Source organism: Acinetobacter sp. 10FS3-1 (assembly GCF_013343215.1).
Taxonomy (GTDB): Bacteria; Pseudomonadota; Gammaproteobacteria; order Pseudomonadales; family Moraxellaceae; genus Acinetobacter; species Acinetobacter lwoffii_C.
The window spans coordinates 1,335,437-1,355,558 of sequence record NZ_CP039143.1; the positions used below are offsets into that span (position 1 = coordinate 1,335,437).

The window sequence follows — 20,122 nt, forward strand, 5'->3', positions numbered from 1 at the left end:
CCAAATTTGATTTTTTGGAGCTATATTGAAGGAATTATTTAGTAATATTTTGCCGATACGCCCCTGGACTTACACCTGTCCATTTTTTAAAAGCTCGATGAAATGCGCTGACTTCCTGAAAGTTCAATTGTTCACTGATGTCCTGCAAACTTTGGTCGGTACGGGTTAACAGCTCAATTGCGGTATCACGTCGAATCTCATTTTTAAGCTGCTGATAACTAAACCCTTCATTTTTTAGGCGCCGTTGCATCGTGGCTTCGGACATATTCATTTTTAGGGCCAGTTCATGGAATTCCAGCCATTCGGCGGGTGGAACCGTTAAAAGCCGTTTGCGAATCTGGGTGCTTAGCGCATAGGGATTTTTAAACCGGACCAACAGGTTGTCGGGCGTTCGCTGGATAAATTGATACCAGGAGTTTTGATCCTGCTTCACCGGCAGATGTAAATAGGCTGCATCAAACTGGATATAATTTTCGCTGGCCTGATATTCAATCTGTTCACAAAAACGGACTTTATAATCAAAATCCTCCAGCGGTGCAGCACACTTGAGTTGAATCTGATTCAGCAAAATTCGCTGTCCACTTAACCAGCATAAGAGAGAATGAATTAGCATTAGATAGGTTGCATAGCTAAACATGCGCTTGGTCTGCTTCTGGTCATAAATCAGAATATAAGCAAAATTTTCCTGAACCATGAGGGTGCTGTGCAGGTCGTCCAGAACCAGATTAAAAAATTGCAGGATTTGTTGCAGGGCTTTTTCCAGCGTGTCGGCCTGTAACAGCATTCTAGATAAGAGCTTAAAACTGCCACGGCGCATCGGATGGCTATCCATCCCTAAAAACTCATCATTCATGCTGTCGGCAAGCACAGTCCACAAGGCGGCATATTGCGCGACAGAAACTCGGGCTTTGGCTGAGTGAAGAATTTCTAGCGGAATACCGGCTTTATTTAGAATTACAGAAATATCATAGTGCTGCGCTTTGGCATTTAACAGCGCTTCATGAACCAGATCAATCGAAATCGTTCCCTTACTATATTTCAAGGCAGGTAAATGCATGGCCAGTCCAATTTTCCTTTTTTATTGTCCAAATCCATCAATCAAGATGCGATATTTGGAAATTGTACAGAATTAAATCTCTGTTTACTCTGCCTATTAAGTCTTAACTTGCCAAATTATCTTAATAGGACATTAAAATGAAGATTCAGGGAAAAGTCATTGTGGTTACAGGTGGTGCATCCGGTCTGGGTGCCGCCACCGCCACGCATCTGGTAGAGCAGGGTGCACAAGTGATTCTGGTCGATATGAACCAGGAACTAGGCATTGCCTTAGCGCAGCAGTTGGGCGAACAGGCTGAATTTGTGCAACTGGATGTCACTGATGAGCAGGCGGTAGAAACCTTTTTTGCTCAGGTGGAAAATAAATATGGTCAGCTCAATGGTCTTGTGAACTGCGCCGGAATCGCACCTTCAGCGAAGGTGCTGGGCAAGAAGGGTATTCACGAGCTTGCTATGTTCCAGAAAGTATTAAATATCAATGTGGCTGGCACCTTTAATATGTTGCGTCATGCAGCGGCATTAATTGCAAAATATCAACTGCAATCAGACGAAGAAGAACGCGGTGTAATTGTGAATACGGCTTCAGTTGCCGCCTTTGAGGGGCAGATCGGTCAAAGTGCTTATGCTGCTTCTAAAGGTGCTGTGGTTGCCATGACTTTGCCTTTGGCACGTGAGTTGGCGCGTGAAGCGATTCGTGTAATGACCATTGCACCGGGCATTATGGAAACACCCATGTTGAAAGGCATGCCACAGAATGTACAGGATGCCTTGGGGCAGATGGTTCCTTTTCCACCACGTCTGGCCAAACCTCAGGAATTTGCTCAATTGGTCGGTCACATCTTTGAAAACAGTTATTTAAATGGTGAAGTGATTCGTCTGGATGGGGCGATTCGTATGGCAGAAAAATAAAGATTTGAGCTTAAAGGGCATAAAAAGACCGGGTAAGACACTTTTTAGGTATTTACCCTGTATTAAAAAATAAGAAAGATCAGTAAAGGAAATACGCTGTGCTTTTAAATGATGAACAAAAAATGATTCAGGAGACGATGCGTAACTATTCGCAGCAGAAACTGAAACCTACCGCGGCCTTGCGCGATAAAACGGCCCAATTTCCAGCTCAGGAACTCAAAGAACTGGGTGAGCTGGGAGCGCTGGGAATGACCGTTGCTGAACAGTGGGGCGGTGCAGGTCTGGACTATGTTTCTCTGGTATTGGCACTGGAAGAAATTGCCGCCGGAGACGGAGCTATCTCGACTATTGTCAGTGTACAAAACTCCCTGCCTTGTGGCATTACCCAGCGTTATGGCACAGAAAAACAAAAGCAGACCTATTTAACCAAGCTGGCTTCGGGTGAATGGCTGGGTTGTTTCTGTCTGACTGAACCACAGGCTGGCTCAGATGCCAGTGCTTTGCAATGTAAAGCAGAACGTGATGGAGATGAGTGGGTACTCAATGGCACCAAGCAGTTTATTACCACTGGCAAACATGCCCAGATTGCCCTGGTGTTTGCAGTCACCGATAACTCTGCTGGCAAGAAAGGTATTTCATGCTTTCTGGTACCGACAGATACGCCGGGTTATCTGATTTCAGGTCTGGAAGAGAAAATGGGCCAGCATTGTTCTGATACGGCCACGATTATCTTTGATCAATGCCGGATTCCAGCTCAAAACCTGTTAGGACAGGAAGGTGAGGGCTACAAAATTGCCTTGTCTAATCTAGAATCTGGCCGGATCGGGATTGCAGCACAGTCTGTCGGCATGGCACGAGCTGCGCTGGATGCCGCAGTGGAATATGCCAATGAACGCAAATCTTTTGGGGTGGAACTGGTTCAGCATCAGGCAGTAGCCTTTCGGCTTGCTGATATGGCGACCCAGATTGAAGCAGCGCGACAACTGACTTTGCATGCAGCTACTTTGAAAGATGCTGGTTTAGCATGCTTGAAAGAAGCCTCTATGGCCAAACTGTTTGCTTCGACGATTGCAGAGCGGGTCTGCTCGGATGCCATTCAGATTCATGGCGGATATGGCTATGTGTCGGATTTCCCCGTAGAACGTATTTATCGGGATGTACGCGTCAGCCAGATTTATGAAGGGGCTTCAGATATTCAGCGTCTGGTGATCGCCCGGGAGGTCAGCAAAATCTAAGGCGCAGGATGAAGAGGACTGTTCAAATCCTGCAGGCCTATTGAGGGATATAGAAATTGTAGAAGGTGATAAAGCATGGTGAATTATTGATTCAATCGAAAAGCCACTCGCTACAAGGACAGCAACACATGCTCTGAAGCTAAAGCAGCTTTTAACCTGCCTGTAATGGACTACGCAGGCAGTAGAGAGAACAACAATTACAGCGGACACAGACACATCGTCTGGACATACAACAGAAATAGAGGTTGTCGGGATGAAGACACTAGAACAAGCATATCGCGAATTTGATTTTGACATGATGGTTCAACAACAGCTGGCAGGAACGCCGGAGGCTCTCAATGCTTATACAGAATGCTGCGGACGCTATCTGGGCCAGAACCGGACTGCGCTGATCTGGGAAGGTAAAAATGGCACAACACAGCATTGGAGCTTTGAACAGCTGGCAGATGCTTCAGCACAGCTTGCACACTATATGACAGCACTCGGTTTGCAGGCAGGTGACTGTATTGCTGGTCTGCTTCCGCGTACTCCTGAATTACTGATCACTATTCTTGCCACCTGGCGTATTGGTGCTATTTATCAGCCTTTATTTACGGCTTTTGAGAGTAAGGCGATTGAACATCGGATTAATACGGCTCACACTCGACTGATTGTTGCTGACCAGGAACAGCGTTCAAAACTGAACGGGCTAGATATTCCTCATATTTTAACGGTGCAACCAAGTTCAGAAAATGCGGCTCAAGATGCTGATTTCTGGGCTGAGCTTAAAAAGTATCCTACCGAGTTTGACACGGTTCAGGGTGGTTTAAGTGATATTTTTCTGATGATGTTTACCTCAGGTGCGACTGGTCTGGCGAAATCCGTACCTGTGCCTTTAAAAGCTCTGCTGGCCTTTAAAGGTTATATGTTGCACGCTGTAGATTTGCGTGAAGAAGACTCATTCTGGAATCTGGCCGATCCCGGTTGGGCTTATGGTTTGTACTATGGCATTGCCGGTCCATTGAGTCTGGGGCATAGCATTATTATGGATGAACGCGCTTTTAGTGTAGACCATGCAGTTGAGATTATTAAAAAATATCAGGTCAATAATTTAACCGGCTCACCAACGGCATTCCGGATGTTCTTTGGTTTTAAAGAAAAATTTGATGCTGAAATCAGTTCATATTTACGTGTGGTCAGTAGTGCAGGTGAACCTTTAACTCCAGAAGTCATTCAATGGTTTAACCATGAACTGGGAGTAAATATCCACGACCAGTATGGACAGACTGAGCTAGGAATGGTGATCGCCAATCATCATGCACTGAATCATCACAAGAAAATTGGTTCAGCCGGTTTTGCGATTCCGGGGCATCGTTTTGCAGTGCTTAATAATGACCTTCAGGAGGTAGGAAAAGGTGGTATTGGTACTTTGGCGATGGATTGTGCTGCTTCACCGCTGATGTGGTTTGAAGGCTATGGCGGTCATAACCGGAAGGCTTTTGCCGGCCAGTATTATTTAACTGGTGATACGGTTAGGCTGAATGAGTATGGCGGGGTTGATTTTATCGGACGTGCTGACGATGTCATTACAACTTCAGGGTATCGGGTGGGGCCTTTTGATGTGGAAAGCACCTTGCTTGAATGTGAAGGAGTGCTGGAATCTGCTGTGATTGGCAAGCCAGATCCGGAGCGTACCGAAATTGTGAAAGCCTTTGTGGTATTAAAGCCACAGTGCTTGGCCAGTGAAGAGCTGAGGCTTAAACTTCAGCACTATGTACGTTCACGACTGTCCAAGCATGCTTATCCCAAAGAAATAGAGTTTGTGAAGGATTTACCAAAAACCTCAAGCGGTAAAATTCAGCGCAACCTGCTCAAGCAACAAGAAATTGCAAAAACTCAGGACATTCAACAGGTCAGTTAATAATTTCAACCTGAGTTCGATATAAAAAAGAGTATAAAAAAAAGCCTTGTATTTGTAACATATTGGTTATCAAGACAAAATGTTATAAAACAAGGCTTTTCAATGGATCATATTACCGAATTATTTTGTATTTTGGATGATTTCTGCAAAAAATTTAATAAATCTTTAGAGAAAGCTTTAATTTCTGATCAAAAATCCAGGCTAAAAAAGTCAGCTTTAAGCTTGTCTGAAGCAATGACCATTGTCATTTTATTTCATCAATCCGGGTTTAGATTCTTCAAATATTTTTATTGCCAAATGATCGTTCCATTCTGGAAATCTGCTTTTCCTAAACTGCTTAGCTACAACCGATTTATTGAAATTATGCCCCGTTGTTTGCAGGCTCTGAGTAGTTTCTTCCATCAAGTAAAAGGAAAAGATACGGGAATCAGTATCATTGACTCCACTAAATTGGTAGTTTGCCATAATCTTCGGATTAAAAGGCATCGTGTATTTAAAGGTTTGGCAGGTCGTGGAAAAAGTAGTACGGGGTGGTTTTATGGTTTTAAATTACATTTGGTTATCAATAATTTAGGTGAAATAATTAACCTCAAACTGACATCAGGAAATGTTCATGATGTTGCTATATTAGATTCTTTAACTCAAGAATTAAAAGGGATCCTACTCGGAGACAAAGGCTATTTGAGCAAAGCAAAAGCCGAAGTTTTAGCAGCAAGAGGACTGAAAATATTGACCCCATCACGTCGGAATATGAAAAACAAACCTATCCAAACAGAAGAAGAAAAACAATTGCTTTGCAGAAGAGGATTAATAGAGACAGTGAATGATCAATTAAAAAATTTACATCAACTTGAACATTCACGTCATCGTTCGGTAAATAACTTCATGGTGAATATCATGGCTGCTGTAGTGGCTTATTGTTTGAATCCCAATAAGCCAACTTTCCAAAATATGTTAAAAGGCTAAGTGGATTTCATCGAACTCAGGTTAATTTCACTTATCTTAAGGTCGCGGTTGCGGCCTTTTTTTATCGGATTTGATTTGGTGAGGTCTAAAACTGATTAAACTCAATAACCGCTCTTTGTGATTACAATGTCATTTTGTTTTTCTGGGGAATTTAAGTTTATCAAAAAATTAGCCCCTTTTAAAAAGAGGCTAAAAGGAGAGAAAGGTTTAAAATTATAAGTTTATTTTCGCATGTTCTGCATCTGGCTTTTCCGGTTTTCCAGTAACATTGCCTTTGAGTACTTTAAGTAAATGCGTCACTTTATTGTCGGTAATATTCCAGTATTCTGCACTGAAGGCTTTGGCCACTAGAACACGAATACTAGGATCATCCTTGCCGTCAAACCAGTTCTCCGCCCACGGATTCCATAATTTTTCAATGAGTGCACGATCGGTACTGATTTCACCATGCGCACTGATAGACACATAAGTATCATCCGAAGGCTTGGCGAATGACAGGCCTAAATGATGGCGTCCTGTAGTGATGGCCTGCACAATATCATTGGTATCTTTCATAATGAAATATAAGTTCTGGTTTTCATTCATTCCCTCAAAATTCAGCATTGTCATGGGCTGAGAGTGGACTTCCTGAGTCTCGGTCTGATGGCTGATCATGGTAAAACGAACACCTTTAATCAATTCCCATAATTTTTCACGATCATTATGTTCTGAATAAGATTCGGTCATACAAATTCTTCCTTCTGTTTTAGATGGGGTTTTCTGGGTGACTACTAAACAGCTTAATCTGATTTATAGGAGCAGGCAGAAGGTCTCACTGAACTTATACATTTTCAAACTGAAATACAGAGTGTGAATACAGAAGCACTCAAAAGAGTGCTATCTATTAAAGTTCGTTCAACAGAATAGGCAAAATAAGCGCCATGAATAAAGGCAGCATTCAAATGATTTCTACTTGATGCTGCGGGTTAAGCTGATATGCTATTTGACGCCCAGTTGCATTCTCCTTTATTAAATCGCTATTGAAGCGCTGTGACATTGATCACATTCTTATTGGTATGACATTTCCATATTTCTATAAAGGTAATTTTTGGGTAAGCGCTTTTTAAACATTTTGGAACAAGGAAAGACGTTGTCTACATTCACGATGGATGCTATCTCCCCGGAACTTGAATTGACAGATGCCGAATTGCACCTGTATAGCCGTCAGATTTTATTAGAGGGCTGGGATATTGAAGCACAGGAACGACTGAAACTGTCAAATGTCTGTATTGTGGGGTGTGGCGGGATCGGTTGTGTGCTGGCAGAACTGTTGGCGCGGGCTGGTGTGGGTAAAATCACCCTGATTGACCCAGATACGATTGAGATGAGTAATCTGCAACGTCAGCTGGCTTTTACCCCTGAAGATCTGGGTTTCTATAAAGCAGAAATCCTGGCTAAAAGGTTGAGACAGATTAATCCGCATGTACGGGTTGAATCTATTAATCAGGCTTTAACGACTGAAAATGCGACTGCTCTCATCCAGCATCAGGACTTGGTGCTGGATGGTTGTGATCAGTTTGCAATACGTTATCTGGTGAATCAAAGCTGTGTAAAATTAAATGTGCCTTTATTGAGTGCCTCTGCCATTGGATTTCAGGGCCAATTATTTATGCTTGAAGGAGATTCCGCCTGTTATGCCTGTCTGTTTCCTCCAGAAAATCAGGCGGATGAAAGCCTGCGCTGTGCGGATTCAGGTGTGTTGGCCACCACACCCAATGTCATGGCCAGTTTGCAGGCCCACCATGCTTTGCTCTACCTCGGTTTAGGAAAAATGCCATTGAGACAGAACTTTCTGCTGTGGGATGGGCTCAATTTCAAACAGCGAATTTTAAGTTTCCAAAAAGATACAGATTGCCCGGTTTGTCAGGCAAGATAAGCCTGCAAAATTTATTTTTTTTGCTACACTGCGTGTAATTAATTTTTCCTAAGACATTATGAAAAACAATATCTGGTTAGATGGACTTCGTTCAGTGGCCCGTATGGGAGAAACTGCGGTCGTTGCAGCAAAGGCGGGCATTAAATATGCCACTGAAAAGCCGAGCAATGCCAAACTCATGCGTGAAACTTTTGAATCTTTAGGTTCGACTTATATCAAGCTCGGGCAGTTTATTGCCAGCACACCTTCGCTGTTTCCGCGCGAATATGTAGAGGAGTTTCAGGGCTGTCTGGATCAAACACCGACTTTGCCCTTTAGTTATATCCAGCAAGTCTTAGCCTCTGAGTTTGCTGATCGTAATCTGGATGAAATTTTCGCTTCAATTGATGAAACGCCGCTAGCGTCTGCTTCTATTGCGCAAGTTCATGCTGCCAAGCTGGTGTCTGGCGAAAATGTCGTGATTAAAGTGCAAAAGCCGGGTGTGGAAACCATTCTTTACACTGACCTGAATGTGCTGCACTGGGCCACCAAGCTGCTGGAAAAAGCTGTACCTAAAGTTAAATTTGCGTCTCTGGCCGATATTGTGGAAGAAATTAAAACCCGCATGGTACGTGAAGTTGATTTTATCGAGGAAGCGCAAAACCTGGATGATTTTGTCAACTATCTCAACGTGACCAATAATCAGGCAGCAACAGCACCTAAGGTTTATCATCAATATTCTACCCGTCGGGTCTTAACCATGGAGCGTCTCTATGGGGTGTCATTGACGGACTTTGAAGTGGTCAAGAAAATTTCTAAAGATCCATCACAGGTGTTAATTACTGCAATGAACACCTGGTTTGGCAGCTTGATGATGTGTAATAGCTTCCATGCGGACTTGCATGCCGGTAACCTGATGTTGTTGGAAGATGGCCGGATCGGTTTTATTGATTTTGGTATTGTGGGGCAATTGAAGCCAGAAGTCTGGACTGCATGTATGGCCTTTATGGAGGCTTTGCAACACACCAATTATGAATTGATGGCAGAGAACATGCTAAAAATGGGCATGACTGCAGTCGAGATTGACACCAAAGTTCTGTCAGCCGATCTTGAGCGTTTATTTAGCGGTGTACTGATGTCTGATCCTCAGGAGCTATTGAGTTCAAATCCTGCTGATCTGAATGATATCATGATGGATATGGTGGCCGTCGGTGAACGTCATGGTATTCGTTTCCCACGTGATTTTGCCCTGTTATTCAAGCAAATGCTGTATTTTGATCGCTTTATGCGAATTCTTGCACCGTATACCGATATTTATGCCGACCAGCGTCTGCAAATGGTGCAGGATATGGATCCTAATCTGCTGTTAAAGCATTAATTAAATCCCGCTCATCCTTCCTTTCATTCAAGTAAGGGAAGGATTCCCCCCAAAAGTTTTTTTTATTCAAGGAGGGTTTTGGGGAGTTGACTTATCAATATCCTATTCTCGAGTGATCAAATGGACGCAATTATTATTGAAGGCTTAAAAGTCGATACGGTGGTCGGCTGCTTTAATTGGGAGCGTCAAATCATTCAGCCCTTATTGCTGGATTTGATCATCCATGCCAGTCTGGAACAGGCATCACAATCAGATAGGCTGGACGATACGCTAAACTATGCCGAAATTTGTGAGATTTCAGCACGTGTCATTCAGGACGCACAGCCAGAATTGATCGAACATGCAGCAAAATTGGTGCTGGATGCGCTTTTTACTACCTTTGAAAGTATAGAATCGATTATGATTACGATCCGTAAGCCTGCCATCATCGCGCAAGCCAATTCTGTAGGGATACGTCTTGAACGCCACCGAAACGATATTCGCCTTAGCACTGGCGAGTAATTGTCATCCACAGCAACATTTTCAGACTGCACAGCAATGTATTTCACAATGGGGAGAGGTAAAATTCTCGCCTATATATGCAATTCCATGTCGTGATGCGATTGGTTCAGATTACTGGAATGGCGCCTGTCTGCTATCCAGCCATATTTCTGTTGAGGAATTAATCAATTTTCTTAAGCAGCTGGAAGCAGACTCGGGACGGGTACGTCCATCCCATCAGATCACGCTGGACGTCGATTTAATTGCATGGGGGCCTGATCTGGCCCATATGCAGCTGAATGAGAAAAAACTGCCGCTGGCATTGGATGTCAAAATTCCTATGTGGGATGTATGGAAAAATGATCTTTTTCAACATCAGGCACACGCTTTTCCTGTTATCCAGCCTTAAGACCTGAATATTAATTGCTTCATTAGACGATATAGTCTTCAAGCTAAATGGATGACTTGTTTCTTATTGATTTTTGATCAATTTGGATAAATCGTCTTCAAATAGTCTGTTTTATTATTTTTGGTGCTGATGAACAAATAAAAATAATTATAAGTATAAAAAAAGCTTGTTTTAATGGGAAGGAAATAATTTTTTCGATTTTAAATTGGCATTATTTTTATCTAAATTAAGTTTAAAACAGAATACAACGTGGATTTAAGTCCGCGTTATATTCATTCTGATGTTCAGAATAGCGATATTGTTATGAACTAACAGGTACTAAATCTTCTTTGATCATCACATGGTGGATTTCTTCGTCCAGCGCAGCGATCATCCTCTTATGTTAGGGCGAAAAAAAGCTCACCTTACGATGAGCTGTTGGGCTTGGTTAGCAATCAGATATAATAACTGGTTTGGGTCATTAATTTTGAAATTGCAGTCATGGTCATCCGTACGGGAGCAGGCAAATCTACGCCACCTGCGGCCAGCGCTGTATCGCGGTGATGCAGCTCATCTTCATTCATTTGCTGCAAAATGCGTCGGGAGCGCTCGTCTTGCGCGGGAAGCTGACGAATATGATGCTGCAAATGTATGCTGACCTGACGCTCAGTTTCTGCCACAAAACCCAGACTATATTTGTCACCCGCAATTCCGGCAATGGCGCCCATACCAAAAGACAGACCGTACCAGACCGGGTTCAGCAAACTGGTATGACTGTCCAATTCTTTAAGCCGGTCTTCACACCATGCCAGATGATCCTGCTCTTCAATAGCTGCCTGTTGCATTTCCCGACGAACATTGGGAAGCTTTGCTGTCAAAGCCTGCCCGTGATAGAGTGCCTGGGCACAGACTTCACCACTGTGATTAACTCGCATCAGGCCAGCGACATGGCGGGCATCGCTCACCGTTAACTGGGTCTCTACCAATTGGGCTGGATTTTCACGTTGTGCAGAAGTACTCCCCGGAACAAGACTGCGTAGTGCCTGGTCAAAGGAATGAATAAGTTTATCGACACCTGTATATTGACGCATGAATTAATCCTCCAAGGGGGCGTTTGCGGTTTTGAGCATGGATTTGAGCCGGTAGAGTAGCCAGACAGTGAAGATGCCACTCAAGACTGCGGTAATACAAAAAAGTATTTTAAGATCAAACTCTAGAACGCTTAAAATAATAATTGAAAATATAGCAGAAGATACCATGAAAACAGCATTCAGGATGTTATTTGCAGCAACCACACGCGCACGATGTGAGCGAGGAGAATGAGCCTGCATCATGGCATATAACGGGACAATATAAAAACCGCCACTGATGCCCAGCAAGGTTACTGCCAGCATGACATGATAATAGCTCCAGCCTTGCTGAAATACCTCAGCCAGGCCGAGCAAAGCACCGCTACGTTCAGGAATGGCAGCCAGACTTGCTGCCAGATAGAGGGCAAAAGTAACCAACCCAACTGCACCAATCGGAACCATTTTAATATTGACTTCGGTGCCGCCCAATCTGCGGCATAAATAAGAACCAAGGCCAATCCCGACTGAGAAAAAAGTCAGCAGCAGGCTGGCTACATTTTCCGAGGCATGCAGGTTTTGTAGGGTCAGTTGTGGAATCTGGGTCAGATAGGTGGCCCCATAGAACCAGTACCAGGAGTTACCCAGTAAAATTAAAAAAATCAGCGGCAAGCTTTTTGCATATTTTAACGTCTGAAAACTGGTGCGAAAAAAATTCCAGTCAATCTGAATGTCGGGGGCTGGAATACTCTGTTTTAGTATAGAGCGACTAGACCAATACCCCAGCATGGCAATTGTCAAAATAGTCAGACTAATCCAGAGCAGATGACCATTTGAGGCTGCAATAACAGCACCGCCCAGAATCATACCAAACAGGATGGCCAGTGATGTGCCAGACTGAAACAGGGCATTTCCAGACATCAGCTCATCTGGCTTCAGGACTTCAGGTAAAATGGCGTATTTAATCGGGCCAAAGAACGTGGACTGGGTGCCCATCAAAAACAGGGCAAAGAGCAAAATCCATAAATTCCCCAGTAAAAAACCGATGGTTCCCAAAAGCATAATGACGATTTCTAGAATCTTTAAATAACGAATCAGTTGGGCACGTTCATATTTGTCAGCAATCTGTCCAGCAGTGGCTGAAAAAATGAAATAAGGCAGGATAAACAGCAAGGCAGCCAGGTTGTTCAGCGTGCTGATATGGGTACTCTGTTGAATCCAGCCATAGGTAATGACCAGTAATAAAGCCTGTTTGAAAACATTATCATTTAAAGCGCCAAAAAACTGGGTCAAAAACATCGGTAAAAAACGACGGGAGCCCAGCAGATGTTCGTTATTATTCATAGACACGTGCTACATTAAGTTTTATGAAGAAATGTGAGAGATGCGTAAACATTCGGAAAAATCATGTAAGATACTTTCGGCTATGTGAAGGTAAAAACCAGTAATTTAAGTTCTTTAGCTTATATTTTTTGGTCAAATAATCAATTAAAGAATGTATTTGTTTAGAGTTTGCTATGCTTGCAAAAAGAAATTTTAAAAAAACGATGCTGAATCTTAGTATGGGGAACCTCATACCACATCATGGCCGGACATGGCTGTGTATGAGCATATTTTTTATGATGTGGTCACATCAGGGCATAGCACAGACTGAACAGGCAGCAGACACTCCAGTCGCAGTGTCCCGAACGGAAAAGGTTGAAGAGCTGTCTCAGGAAGCCCTCCGCCAAGGTCTGGTTAATTCCGAAAGTGAAGCGGTCGAAACCATACAACAGGCACTGGTGCCGCAAATATCCGTTGATAGTATGCAGATGCTGCAGGAGCAGCAAAATGCCGGTGGTATTCTGGAAGAGTTTAGTCCGATTGAATTTGAAGATCTGGAAAACCTGCCGATGCAGAGTATTGACCAGAGCATGGCCAATGAAATTTACCGTGTCGCTGAAGAAGCCAAACGTGAAGCACAGGATTATCGCAATACCCAGCAGACTGAAACGGTGGTAGATATCAGTCAGCAGGAATTGCTTGAAATAAATCAGGCGCCGGTAAATGTTGATCAGCTGATGCAGTCTATTCGGGCAGATAGCAACATTAGCGTACAGAGTAATGAGGCGGCTCGGACTTTAAGAGATATTCCAGGGCCGACCGAGCCGGAAGATGCCAAAAAGCCCAATATCGTAAAACGACTCTGGTATAAGCTGCGCCCACCACGTCAGATCATGATCGCCAGCACACCCCGGATCAGTGCTGAAGTCATTATTATGAATGGGAATGGTACTGCCGAGAGTAATGGTGTACTGAATCGTAGATATGAGTCTGAAGCTTATAATAATTTAAGCAATAATATCCGTGCCAAACTGTCCAGTTTTACGCAGGAATCCTTTGAGGATTTTTCTTCGGCATTGCCCCAATTACGCAACCTGTCCAAGCAGGCAGCGCAGGCAGTGGGCTATTATAATGCCGAGTTTAAGTTTGAACGAGTGTCGGATAGTCGCGTAAGAGTCCGGGTAACACCCAATGAGCCCGTACTGATTAGCAGTCATCAAGTGGAATTTACCGGACCCGGGGCAGAGCAGCCACAATTCCAGGTTATTGGTCTTTTACCGGAACAGGAAGAAGGTGATATTTTCAATCATGGTGCCTATGAAACCACCAAAGGCAGGATTGTTGAGGCAGCCAGTCATAATGGCTATTTCGATTCCTTCTGGCGCCTGCATGATGTATTGATCAAACAGCCGCAAAATACAGCGGATGTCAATCTGCGCTTTGAAACCGGTGAACGCTATAAGCTGGGACAAGTTGAATTCAGAATGAGTGATCCTGAAAAAGAATTTCCGTTGGATCCAGATATTTTGGAAAGTCTGGTGACTTGGAAAGATGGGGCTGACTATGCCTTCTGGCGTGTCAATAGCCTGGCCAACAACCTGACCAACTCGCGTTATTTTAACTATACACTGGTTGATGCGATACGTCCTGATCCGGTGGACAGAGAGCTAGAACTGGCTCCTGATATTCAGAACCTGATTGAACAGCAGAAACTGGAAGAGGATGGTTCTACTGCGAATGTTCCTCAAAAACCGGCTAATTCTACTGAAGTCACGCAAAATGTCGTGGATGAAAGTCAATTTGCTGGTATACAGGATCAGGAAAATCCGAGTCTTATGAGCTTGCGTGTGGAGCAGAAAAGCAAGGAAAATGAGCAGGACCGTTTAAAAGCACAGGCACGTGAAGAGAAGAAAGTTCCGGTCATTGTGACTTTAAATGCAGACCGCCTGAATAGTGCTGAAGTCGGTATCGGTTATGGTACAGATACTAATGTACGCTTACGTGGGCAGTATCGCCGTGCCATTGTCAATAAACGTGGTCATTCATTTGACGCCAACCTTGAGCTTTCCGGGATCCGCCAGTCAGTTGATGGTCGCTATAACATTCCATATCATCATCCTCTCAATGACTATGTCAGCATTGTGGGCGGGTATGAACGTGAAGAGCGGGAAGATGTCGCTCAAGATACAGGCCTGCTAATTGAGTCGGCTGTACTAGGCGCAGACCGGCTTATTAAAAATCCACTGGGGAATTGGCAGCAGGCCTTTGGTGTACGTTATCGTCTGGACCGGCTGACACAGGACGGTTCGGTTGACTTTAACCAGGTTCCAGAAGCTTTTAGATTTAATTCCGCTGCTGAGCAGCAGTCTCTTCTGTTTGGTTATGAAGTGTCACGCACGGAGAGTGACCGCCGGATTAATCCGACCAAAGGCTTTAAGCAGATTTATAAGGTCGAACTTGGGAGTGAGGCTTTATTGTCTGATGCCGATATGGCCATCCTTAATGCGGGTTGGCGTTTTATCTATTCATTGGGAGAAAATGCTGACCATCAATTTGTTGGCCGTGCCGATCTGGGCTATATTTTCACAGAAGATTTTGCCAAAGTACCTTATAACCTGCGTTATTTCAGTGGAGGCGATCAAACCATTCGAGGTTTTGATTATAAGAGTCTTTCGCCTGAAATCGAGGGCTTTAAAGTTGGGGGGCAGGCTTTGGGTGTAGCCTCACTTGAATATAATTACCAGTTCAGGGAAGGCTGGCGAGCTGCAGTCTTTGCAGATGCCGGCAATGCCTATAATGAAGATTTTAGCAATCCGACTGAATATGGTGCGGGGTTGGGAATTCGCTGGGCCTCACCGATTGGCCCGATTCGGGTTGATGTTGCAACCGGATTATCAGATGACAGTCATCCAATCCGACTGCATTTCTTTATTGGTTCACCGTTATAAAACATTCATTTTTTAAAAAGATTTATTTGGGTACGTTATGGTCGAAAACCAACCACAGCCGGAACAAGAACAACCAAAGAGAGTGCCAAAGCAGCGCCGTATATTGAGAAGTATCCTATTGTCGGTACTTTTCTCTATCATTTTTTTGCTCTCTGTTCTGGCAGTTCTGTTTTCGACTAATCAGGGCAGCAAGTTTTTGCTGGAACAGGTCATGCAACGCCAGCAGATTATTCATTATGAATATGAAGGCGGGAATTTATGGCGTGGGATCATTTTAAAAAATATCTTGGTCAGTCTGGAGGCTGTAGATGTCAAAATTGACCGGGCTGATGTCACCTTGGGCTGGCGTGCGATACTCAAAAAGGAAATCCATCTCAATAACGCAGATGTGACGCATTTGCAGGTGATTAATAAAGGTCCTTCCAGTAATGAGCCTTTCAAGTTTAATGCAATCCGTCTGCCTTTTGAGTTGCGTGTCGATCATCTGCTGCTTGACCATCTGCTAATTAAAACCCAGACCACTGCGGTGGATATATTTAATATTGAATTAAATGATGCCTTATGGTCAGGAACTGAACTGAATTTTGAAGATTCCCGTATGGATATGGGGTATCTGTCGGTACGCGAAGCGAGCGGAAAAATGCAGTTTGAAGGCAAGTATCCACTTGATGCTCAAGGTATTGTAAATCTGCCTGCGTTAAGAGAAAGCCTGAATGTGCATGATATTCATCTACGGGCAAGGGGTACGCTGGATACAATTCAGGCTGGCGTTGCCACGAATACCCCTGATCTACTGACCGGATGGGTAATCCTGCACCCGATGCGCCCTCATGTACCGATGAAAGGTGAGTTGAAGTTTAAAGAATATCACTGGCCAATTCTGCCTGAACAGAAGCTGTTTACTCAGGATGGTATTGCTGAGTTTAATGGCAATATTGAACGCCTGAATTTAAATGTGCGCACTGACCTGGGCGGAGAAAATATTCCGCAAGGTGAATATAATGCGGTGATGCATACCGATCTGGTCAATCAGCTTAATATTAGCGACCTGAATGGACAGCTCATGAAGGGTTCAGTCAGTTTGGCAGGAACTGTGGGCTGGTCAGACCGGGTGGAGTGGGATCTAAGCGGTCGTATGAATGGGATTGATCCCAAGCATGAACGTATTCCACAAGTGCTTCAGGATTTTTTGCCGCCTAGTCTGGATGGCAAGATAGCCTCTGCAGGTCATCTGGAAAAGGGTATGCATCTGACCGCTCTGGTCGATTTTGACCGCTATGAAAGCTGGAAGTTCAAGCTGGATCAAGCCCCACAAAAAGCTAACAAGCCGGAACCGATGCTACTGGATGTTGCCTGGAATAATATTGATCGTGCTGTCCCTTATATTGGCTGGCTGAGCAGTGACTCAGGGGATGTCAAACTGGCATTGCTAGAAGGTCAGCAAAACATTCATGTGGCGACCAAGGTGAGCAGACATGAGGACGGCGTGCTGCCGCCAGGAATGTATCGGGCGCAGCTTGATCTCAAAGATAATATTCTGCGAGTGCCAGACTTTAATTATGGTGCTGATGCACAGGCCGGCAGCTTAAGCGGTAATGCGGTCATTGAGTTGCCGGACGAAAAACGTCAGCTGAAATGGAGCGCCGTATTAAATGCCAAGGAGCTGAATACACAAACGATTGCTGCGGCTTCACCCATTGACCGTTTAAATGGTCAAATCAAGGCGAATGGCTATGCGCAACCAAATCAGCAGATTATTAAAGTAACGGGTGTGGACTTAAGCGGCAGACTGGCTGATCAAAATGAAACCGTACATTTACAAGGAACCAGTGGAATTGCCCTGTTATTCCATAATGAAAAAGCCGGCGGCGGATTTAAGGGCTATGCGGTGAATTATAATGGTTCATTAAGCAGTAGCCAGTTAAAAGCCAGCAAAGGGATGCTTAAAGTACGCCTATCTGGAACGCCGGATATGCTGCGTATCGCAGAGCTACGACATGATGGGATCGCCGGGAAAATCAATGCCAATGGTCGCGTTCATCTGGCCAAAGGAATTGGCTGGGATATTAACGCCTCACTCATACGTTTTAAGCCACAATATTTTAATGCCAAGCTGAAAGGCGAGATTTCAGGCAACATCCATACCCGTGGGCTGTGGTCAGATCAGCTGAAACGTATCCAGATTCAGCGTTTGAACCTGGCAGGGATATTAAACGACAAACCGGTTCGGGGCACAGGTAATCTGGCGGTCATTATTAATTCAAATCAGCGTGGCTTTGTACCGGAGCAGTTTGAAGCCAATAATCTGTTTCTGTCTTATGCCAGCAACCAGATTCAAGCGACCGGCAATGCGCAGAACTTGCAGTTAAAAGTGAATGCACCCGCCTTGTATGAGTTATACCCAGGCTTGAAAGGCCGGGTACAAGGTTATATTAATATGCAGTCCCAGCCGCGTTTGCAGGCCTCAACCAATCTTGCGATTGATAATTTAGCCTTTAAGCGACTGTTCAGTGTGCAGCAGGTTCGGGTGCGCGGTCAGCTACCGACTTCACAAAACACACCGACTTTATTAACTGCAACCATGGAGCGCTTACGTAGCGGATCACGGGAAATTGCTCATGGAGAGGTTTCTCTGGCGGGTACCCGTTCTGCACATATTTTAAAGGTTCGGGCAGAAAACCGCCTGTCAAAATTCTTTATCCAGCTGGCGGGTGGTTTTAATGCGCAAAATAACTGGTTGGGCCAGATTCAAAATGGTGACTTTGACTCCTTAAGAACTCATCTGGTGCAACGTCAAAATGTAGCGGTGATTTATAATACTGCTCAATCTGATCTTTTCATTGGTGCCCATTGCTGGATGAGTCAGCAAAGCCAGTTGTGCTTTGATCAGCCTGTTCGGGTGAATCCAGCGCGAGGCAATGTCTCTTTTGTGACCAAAAACCTCGACCTGAATGACTTTAGTGCCTTCTTGCCTGAAGGCTTGGCTCTGACCGGTAAAATTAACGGTTATGCCAAAGCTTCATGGGCTAAAAATGCCAAGCCAAAAATTGATGCCCGTCTGGTCACCCGCAGTGGTGTGGTCGGACTGTCTTCTGAAGATCCGGAATATCTGGGTTCGACCCTTCAGTATGATGAAGTGGGGCTGATCGCCAAGAGTGTTGCCGAGGGTTTACAGATTCGTCTAGATGTGAAAACGCCGGATATTGGTACGGGTTATGCCAATGTCATTATTGATCCGTATCAGGACAGTAAGCCAATGCGTGGTGAGATTGCCTTTAATCAGGTGCAGCTCAAAGTGTTTAAGCCATTTGTTCAGGATATCCGAAATCTGGAAGGGATTTTATCCTATGCCGGTAAGGTGGGCGGCACACTAAGAGATCCATTACTTGAAGGCGAAGTCCGGGTGAAAGATGCTGCCATCAGTATGATTTCCTTGCCGGTGAATCTGACCAATGTCCAGCTTTATTCATCCATTCGCCAGAATAGCGCCACTATTAATGGTGCATTTAATAGTGGTCGTGGAGCAGGGACACTGACGGGTTCGGTTGATTGGAAAGGCGATCCGCGTGTTCAGTTAAAGCTGCAAGGGGAAAATCTGCTGATCCGTCAGGCACCGCTGATTGCTGCAGTGGTTACTCCTGATTTGTCCTTGGACATGTATCCATTAAATAAAAAGCTCAGCCTGCGTGGGAAAGTAGAGGTGCCACGTGCGCTAATTTCCATGCCAGAAGCCTCTGAGCCGGTGGTGGGGCTGTCTTCTGATGTGCGCGTTGTGCATGAGGGAGATGATCAATTGGCCATTTTAAATGCGGCACGTCCATGGGATATTCGAGCAGATGTTGCAGTGTCTTTAGGTGATCGGGTCATTTTCCAAGGCTTTAATAGCCGGATTCCACTGGCAGGTCGGGTTAATTTATCTCAGCGTGGTCTGGAAACAGCAATGCGGGCCAATGGTGCAATTGGGGTATCACAACGGGTGAAGATTGAGGCTTATGGTCAAAGTCTGGACCTGACCCGTGCTATTGCCCGTTTTAATGGTGAGTTGACAGATCCGACTCTGGATATTGATGCCAATAAAACTGTACAGGGCAGCACCGTGGGGGTGCGTGTAACCGGTACGGCATCGAGTCCAAATATTCAGATTTATAACGATGCGGGCCTGTCTGAACAGGAAGCTCTCAATGCCTTGATTACCGGGCGGATTAATGAAGGTGCCTCTAGTCTAAGTCAGGCGGAAGGCTTTAGGTCTGATGTTAACAATACTATTGCTGCGGCAGGGATCAGCCTGGGCTTAGGTGGTACCCGTGCATTAACCAACCAGATTGGCCGGAGTTTTGGTCTAAGCGGTCTGGCACTGGATGCGGAGGGTACAGGTGATGATACGCAAGTATCGCTAACAGGTTATATTACGCCAGATCTTTATATCCGTTATGGGGTCGGGGTATTTACACCAGTCAACAAATTGACTTTACGTTATCAGGTAAACCAGCGTTTATATCTGGAAGCGAGTCAGTCTCTCGAACGGGCCATTGACTTGTTCTATAACTGGCGTTTCTGATTTAGAGACAATATATGTTA

At 44.6% G+C, this 20,122-nt stretch carries 14 protein-coding genes; 10 read left to right on the plus strand and 4 right to left on the minus strand.

Annotation, left to right across the window (positions count from 1 at the left end; genetic code table 11):
* Positions 1-34: 34 nt before the first annotated feature.
* Positions 35-1,057 carry an AraC family transcriptional regulator gene (locus tag E5Y90_RS06255; protein ID WP_174659709.1) on the minus strand — a complete coding sequence of 341 codons (1,023 nt, stop codon included), beginning with the start codon at positions 1,055-1,057 and terminating at the stop codon, positions 35-37.
* Positions 1,058-1,194: 137 nt separating this feature from the next.
* Between E5Y90_RS06255 and E5Y90_RS06260 the strand changes: the two genes are divergently transcribed.
* The 4 genes from E5Y90_RS06260 to E5Y90_RS06275 all read left to right on the plus strand — a co-directional run bounded on the left by E5Y90_RS06260 (position 1,195) and on the right by E5Y90_RS06275 (position 6,066).
* Positions 1,195-1,965, plus strand: a complete 771-nt coding sequence (locus tag E5Y90_RS06260) for a 3-hydroxyacyl-CoA dehydrogenase (RefSeq protein ID WP_151204123.1) — start codon at positions 1,195-1,197, stop codon at positions 1,963-1,965.
* Between the two features lie 98 nt (positions 1,966-2,063).
* The gene (locus tag E5Y90_RS06265) at positions 2,064-3,200 is read left to right on the plus strand and encodes an acyl-CoA dehydrogenase family protein (protein WP_151204124.1); all 1,137 of its coding nucleotides are present in this window, start codon (positions 2,064-2,066) and stop codon (positions 3,198-3,200) included.
* A 253-nt stretch (positions 3,201-3,453) separates the two neighbouring features.
* Positions 3,454-5,100 (plus strand): AMP-binding protein, encoded by a 1,647-nt coding sequence (locus tag E5Y90_RS06270; RefSeq protein ID WP_174659710.1) that lies wholly within the window; start codon positions 3,454-3,456, stop codon positions 5,098-5,100.
* A gap of 102 nt (positions 5,101-5,202) precedes the next feature.
* Entirely contained in the window at positions 5,203-6,066 is an 864-nt protein-coding gene (locus E5Y90_RS06275) for an IS982 family transposase (protein ID WP_174659411.1), read from the plus strand.
* A 213-nt stretch (positions 6,067-6,279) separates the two neighbouring features.
* On the opposite strand, the gene E5Y90_RS06280 is transcribed toward E5Y90_RS06275, so the two are convergent.
* Positions 6,280-6,792 (minus strand): pyridoxamine 5'-phosphate oxidase family protein, encoded by a 513-nt coding sequence (locus tag E5Y90_RS06280; RefSeq protein ID WP_174659711.1) that lies wholly within the window; start codon positions 6,790-6,792, stop codon positions 6,280-6,282.
* A 418-nt stretch (positions 6,793-7,210) separates the two neighbouring features.
* On the opposite strand from E5Y90_RS06280, the gene E5Y90_RS06285 reads away from it, so the two are divergent.
* The 4 genes from E5Y90_RS06285 (at position 7,211) to E5Y90_RS06300 (ending at position 10,227) form a co-directional block, all read left to right on the plus strand.
* Positions 7,211-7,981 carry a HesA/MoeB/ThiF family protein gene (locus E5Y90_RS06285; protein ID WP_174660571.1) on the plus strand — a complete coding sequence of 257 codons (771 nt, stop codon included), beginning with the start codon at positions 7,211-7,213 and terminating at the stop codon, positions 7,979-7,981.
* Positions 7,982-8,039: 58 nt separating this feature from the next.
* Positions 8,040-9,338, plus strand: coding sequence for an ABC1 kinase family protein (locus E5Y90_RS06290; protein WP_151207713.1), 1,299 nt, complete (start codon positions 8,040-8,042; stop codon positions 9,336-9,338).
* Between the two features lie 120 nt (positions 9,339-9,458).
* On the plus strand, positions 9,459-9,839 hold the full coding sequence (gene folB / locus E5Y90_RS06295; protein ID WP_174659712.1) for a dihydroneopterin aldolase: 381 nt from the start codon (positions 9,459-9,461) through the stop codon (positions 9,837-9,839).
* On the plus strand, positions 9,796-10,227 hold the full coding sequence (locus tag E5Y90_RS06300; protein ID WP_174659713.1) for a 2-amino-4-hydroxy-6-hydroxymethyldihydropteridine diphosphokinase: 432 nt from the start codon (positions 9,796-9,798) through the stop codon (positions 10,225-10,227). The genes folB and E5Y90_RS06300 overlap by 44 nt, the downstream gene beginning before the upstream one ends.
* 434 nt (positions 10,228-10,661) lie before the next feature.
* Here the strand turns inward: E5Y90_RS06300 and coq7 are convergent, their stop codons facing one another.
* Positions 10,662-11,297, minus strand: a complete 636-nt coding sequence (gene coq7, locus E5Y90_RS06305) for a 2-polyprenyl-3-methyl-6-methoxy-1,4-benzoquinone monooxygenase (protein ID WP_151204130.1) — start codon at positions 11,295-11,297, stop codon at positions 10,662-10,664.
* 3 nt (positions 11,298-11,300) lie between these two features.
* Positions 11,301-12,617, minus strand: coding sequence for an MFS transporter (locus E5Y90_RS06310; protein ID WP_174659714.1), 1,317 nt, complete (start codon positions 12,615-12,617; stop codon positions 11,301-11,303).
* 173 nt (positions 12,618-12,790) lie between these two features.
* Between E5Y90_RS06310 and E5Y90_RS06315 the strand changes: the two genes are divergently transcribed.
* Both E5Y90_RS06315 and E5Y90_RS06320 read left to right on the plus strand, forming a co-directional pair.
* Positions 12,791-15,544: an autotransporter assembly complex protein TamA gene (locus E5Y90_RS06315; RefSeq protein WP_174659715.1), complete on the plus strand. Its 2,754-nt coding sequence runs from the start codon at positions 12,791-12,793 to the stop codon at positions 15,542-15,544.
* A gap of 37 nt (positions 15,545-15,581) precedes the next feature.
* Positions 15,582-20,102, plus strand: coding sequence for a translocation/assembly module TamB domain-containing protein (locus E5Y90_RS06320; RefSeq protein ID WP_174659716.1), 4,521 nt, complete (start codon positions 15,582-15,584; stop codon positions 20,100-20,102).
* The last annotated feature ends 20 nt before the right edge of the window (positions 20,103-20,122 follow it).

Coding starts and splice junctions, on each gene's coding strand:
- E5Y90_RS06255 (WP_174659709.1), bottom strand. CDS start 1,057: ATGCATTTACCTGCCTTGAAATATAGTAAGGGAACGATTTCGATTGAT.
- E5Y90_RS06260 (WP_151204123.1), top strand. CDS start 1,195: ATGAAGATTCAGGGAAAAGTCATTGTGGTTACAGGTGGTGCATCCGGT.
- E5Y90_RS06270 (WP_174659710.1), top strand. CDS start 3,454: ATGAAGACACTAGAACAAGCATATCGCGAATTTGATTTTGACATGATG.
- E5Y90_RS06275 (WP_174659411.1), top strand. CDS start 5,203: ATGGATCATATTACCGAATTATTTTGTATTTTGGATGATTTCTGCAAA.
- E5Y90_RS06280 (WP_174659711.1), bottom strand. CDS start 6,792: ATGACCGAATCTTATTCAGAACATAATGATCGTGAAAAATTATGGGAA.
- E5Y90_RS06285 (WP_174660571.1), top strand. CDS start 7,211: ATGGATGCTATCTCCCCGGAACTTGAATTGACAGATGCCGAATTGCAC.
- E5Y90_RS06290 (WP_151207713.1), top strand. CDS start 8,040: ATGAAAAACAATATCTGGTTAGATGGACTTCGTTCAGTGGCCCGTATG.
- folB (WP_174659712.1), top strand. CDS start 9,459: ATGGACGCAATTATTATTGAAGGCTTAAAAGTCGATACGGTGGTCGGC.
- coq7 (WP_151204130.1), bottom strand. CDS start 11,297: ATGCGTCAATATACAGGTGTCGATAAACTTATTCATTCCTTTGACCAG.
- E5Y90_RS06310 (WP_174659714.1), bottom strand. CDS start 12,617: ATGAATAATAACGAACATCTGCTGGGCTCCCGTCGTTTTTTACCGATG.
- E5Y90_RS06315 (WP_174659715.1), top strand. CDS start 12,791: ATGCTTGCAAAAAGAAATTTTAAAAAAACGATGCTGAATCTTAGTATG.
- E5Y90_RS06320 (WP_174659716.1), top strand. CDS start 15,582: ATGGTCGAAAACCAACCACAGCCGGAACAAGAACAACCAAAGAGAGTG.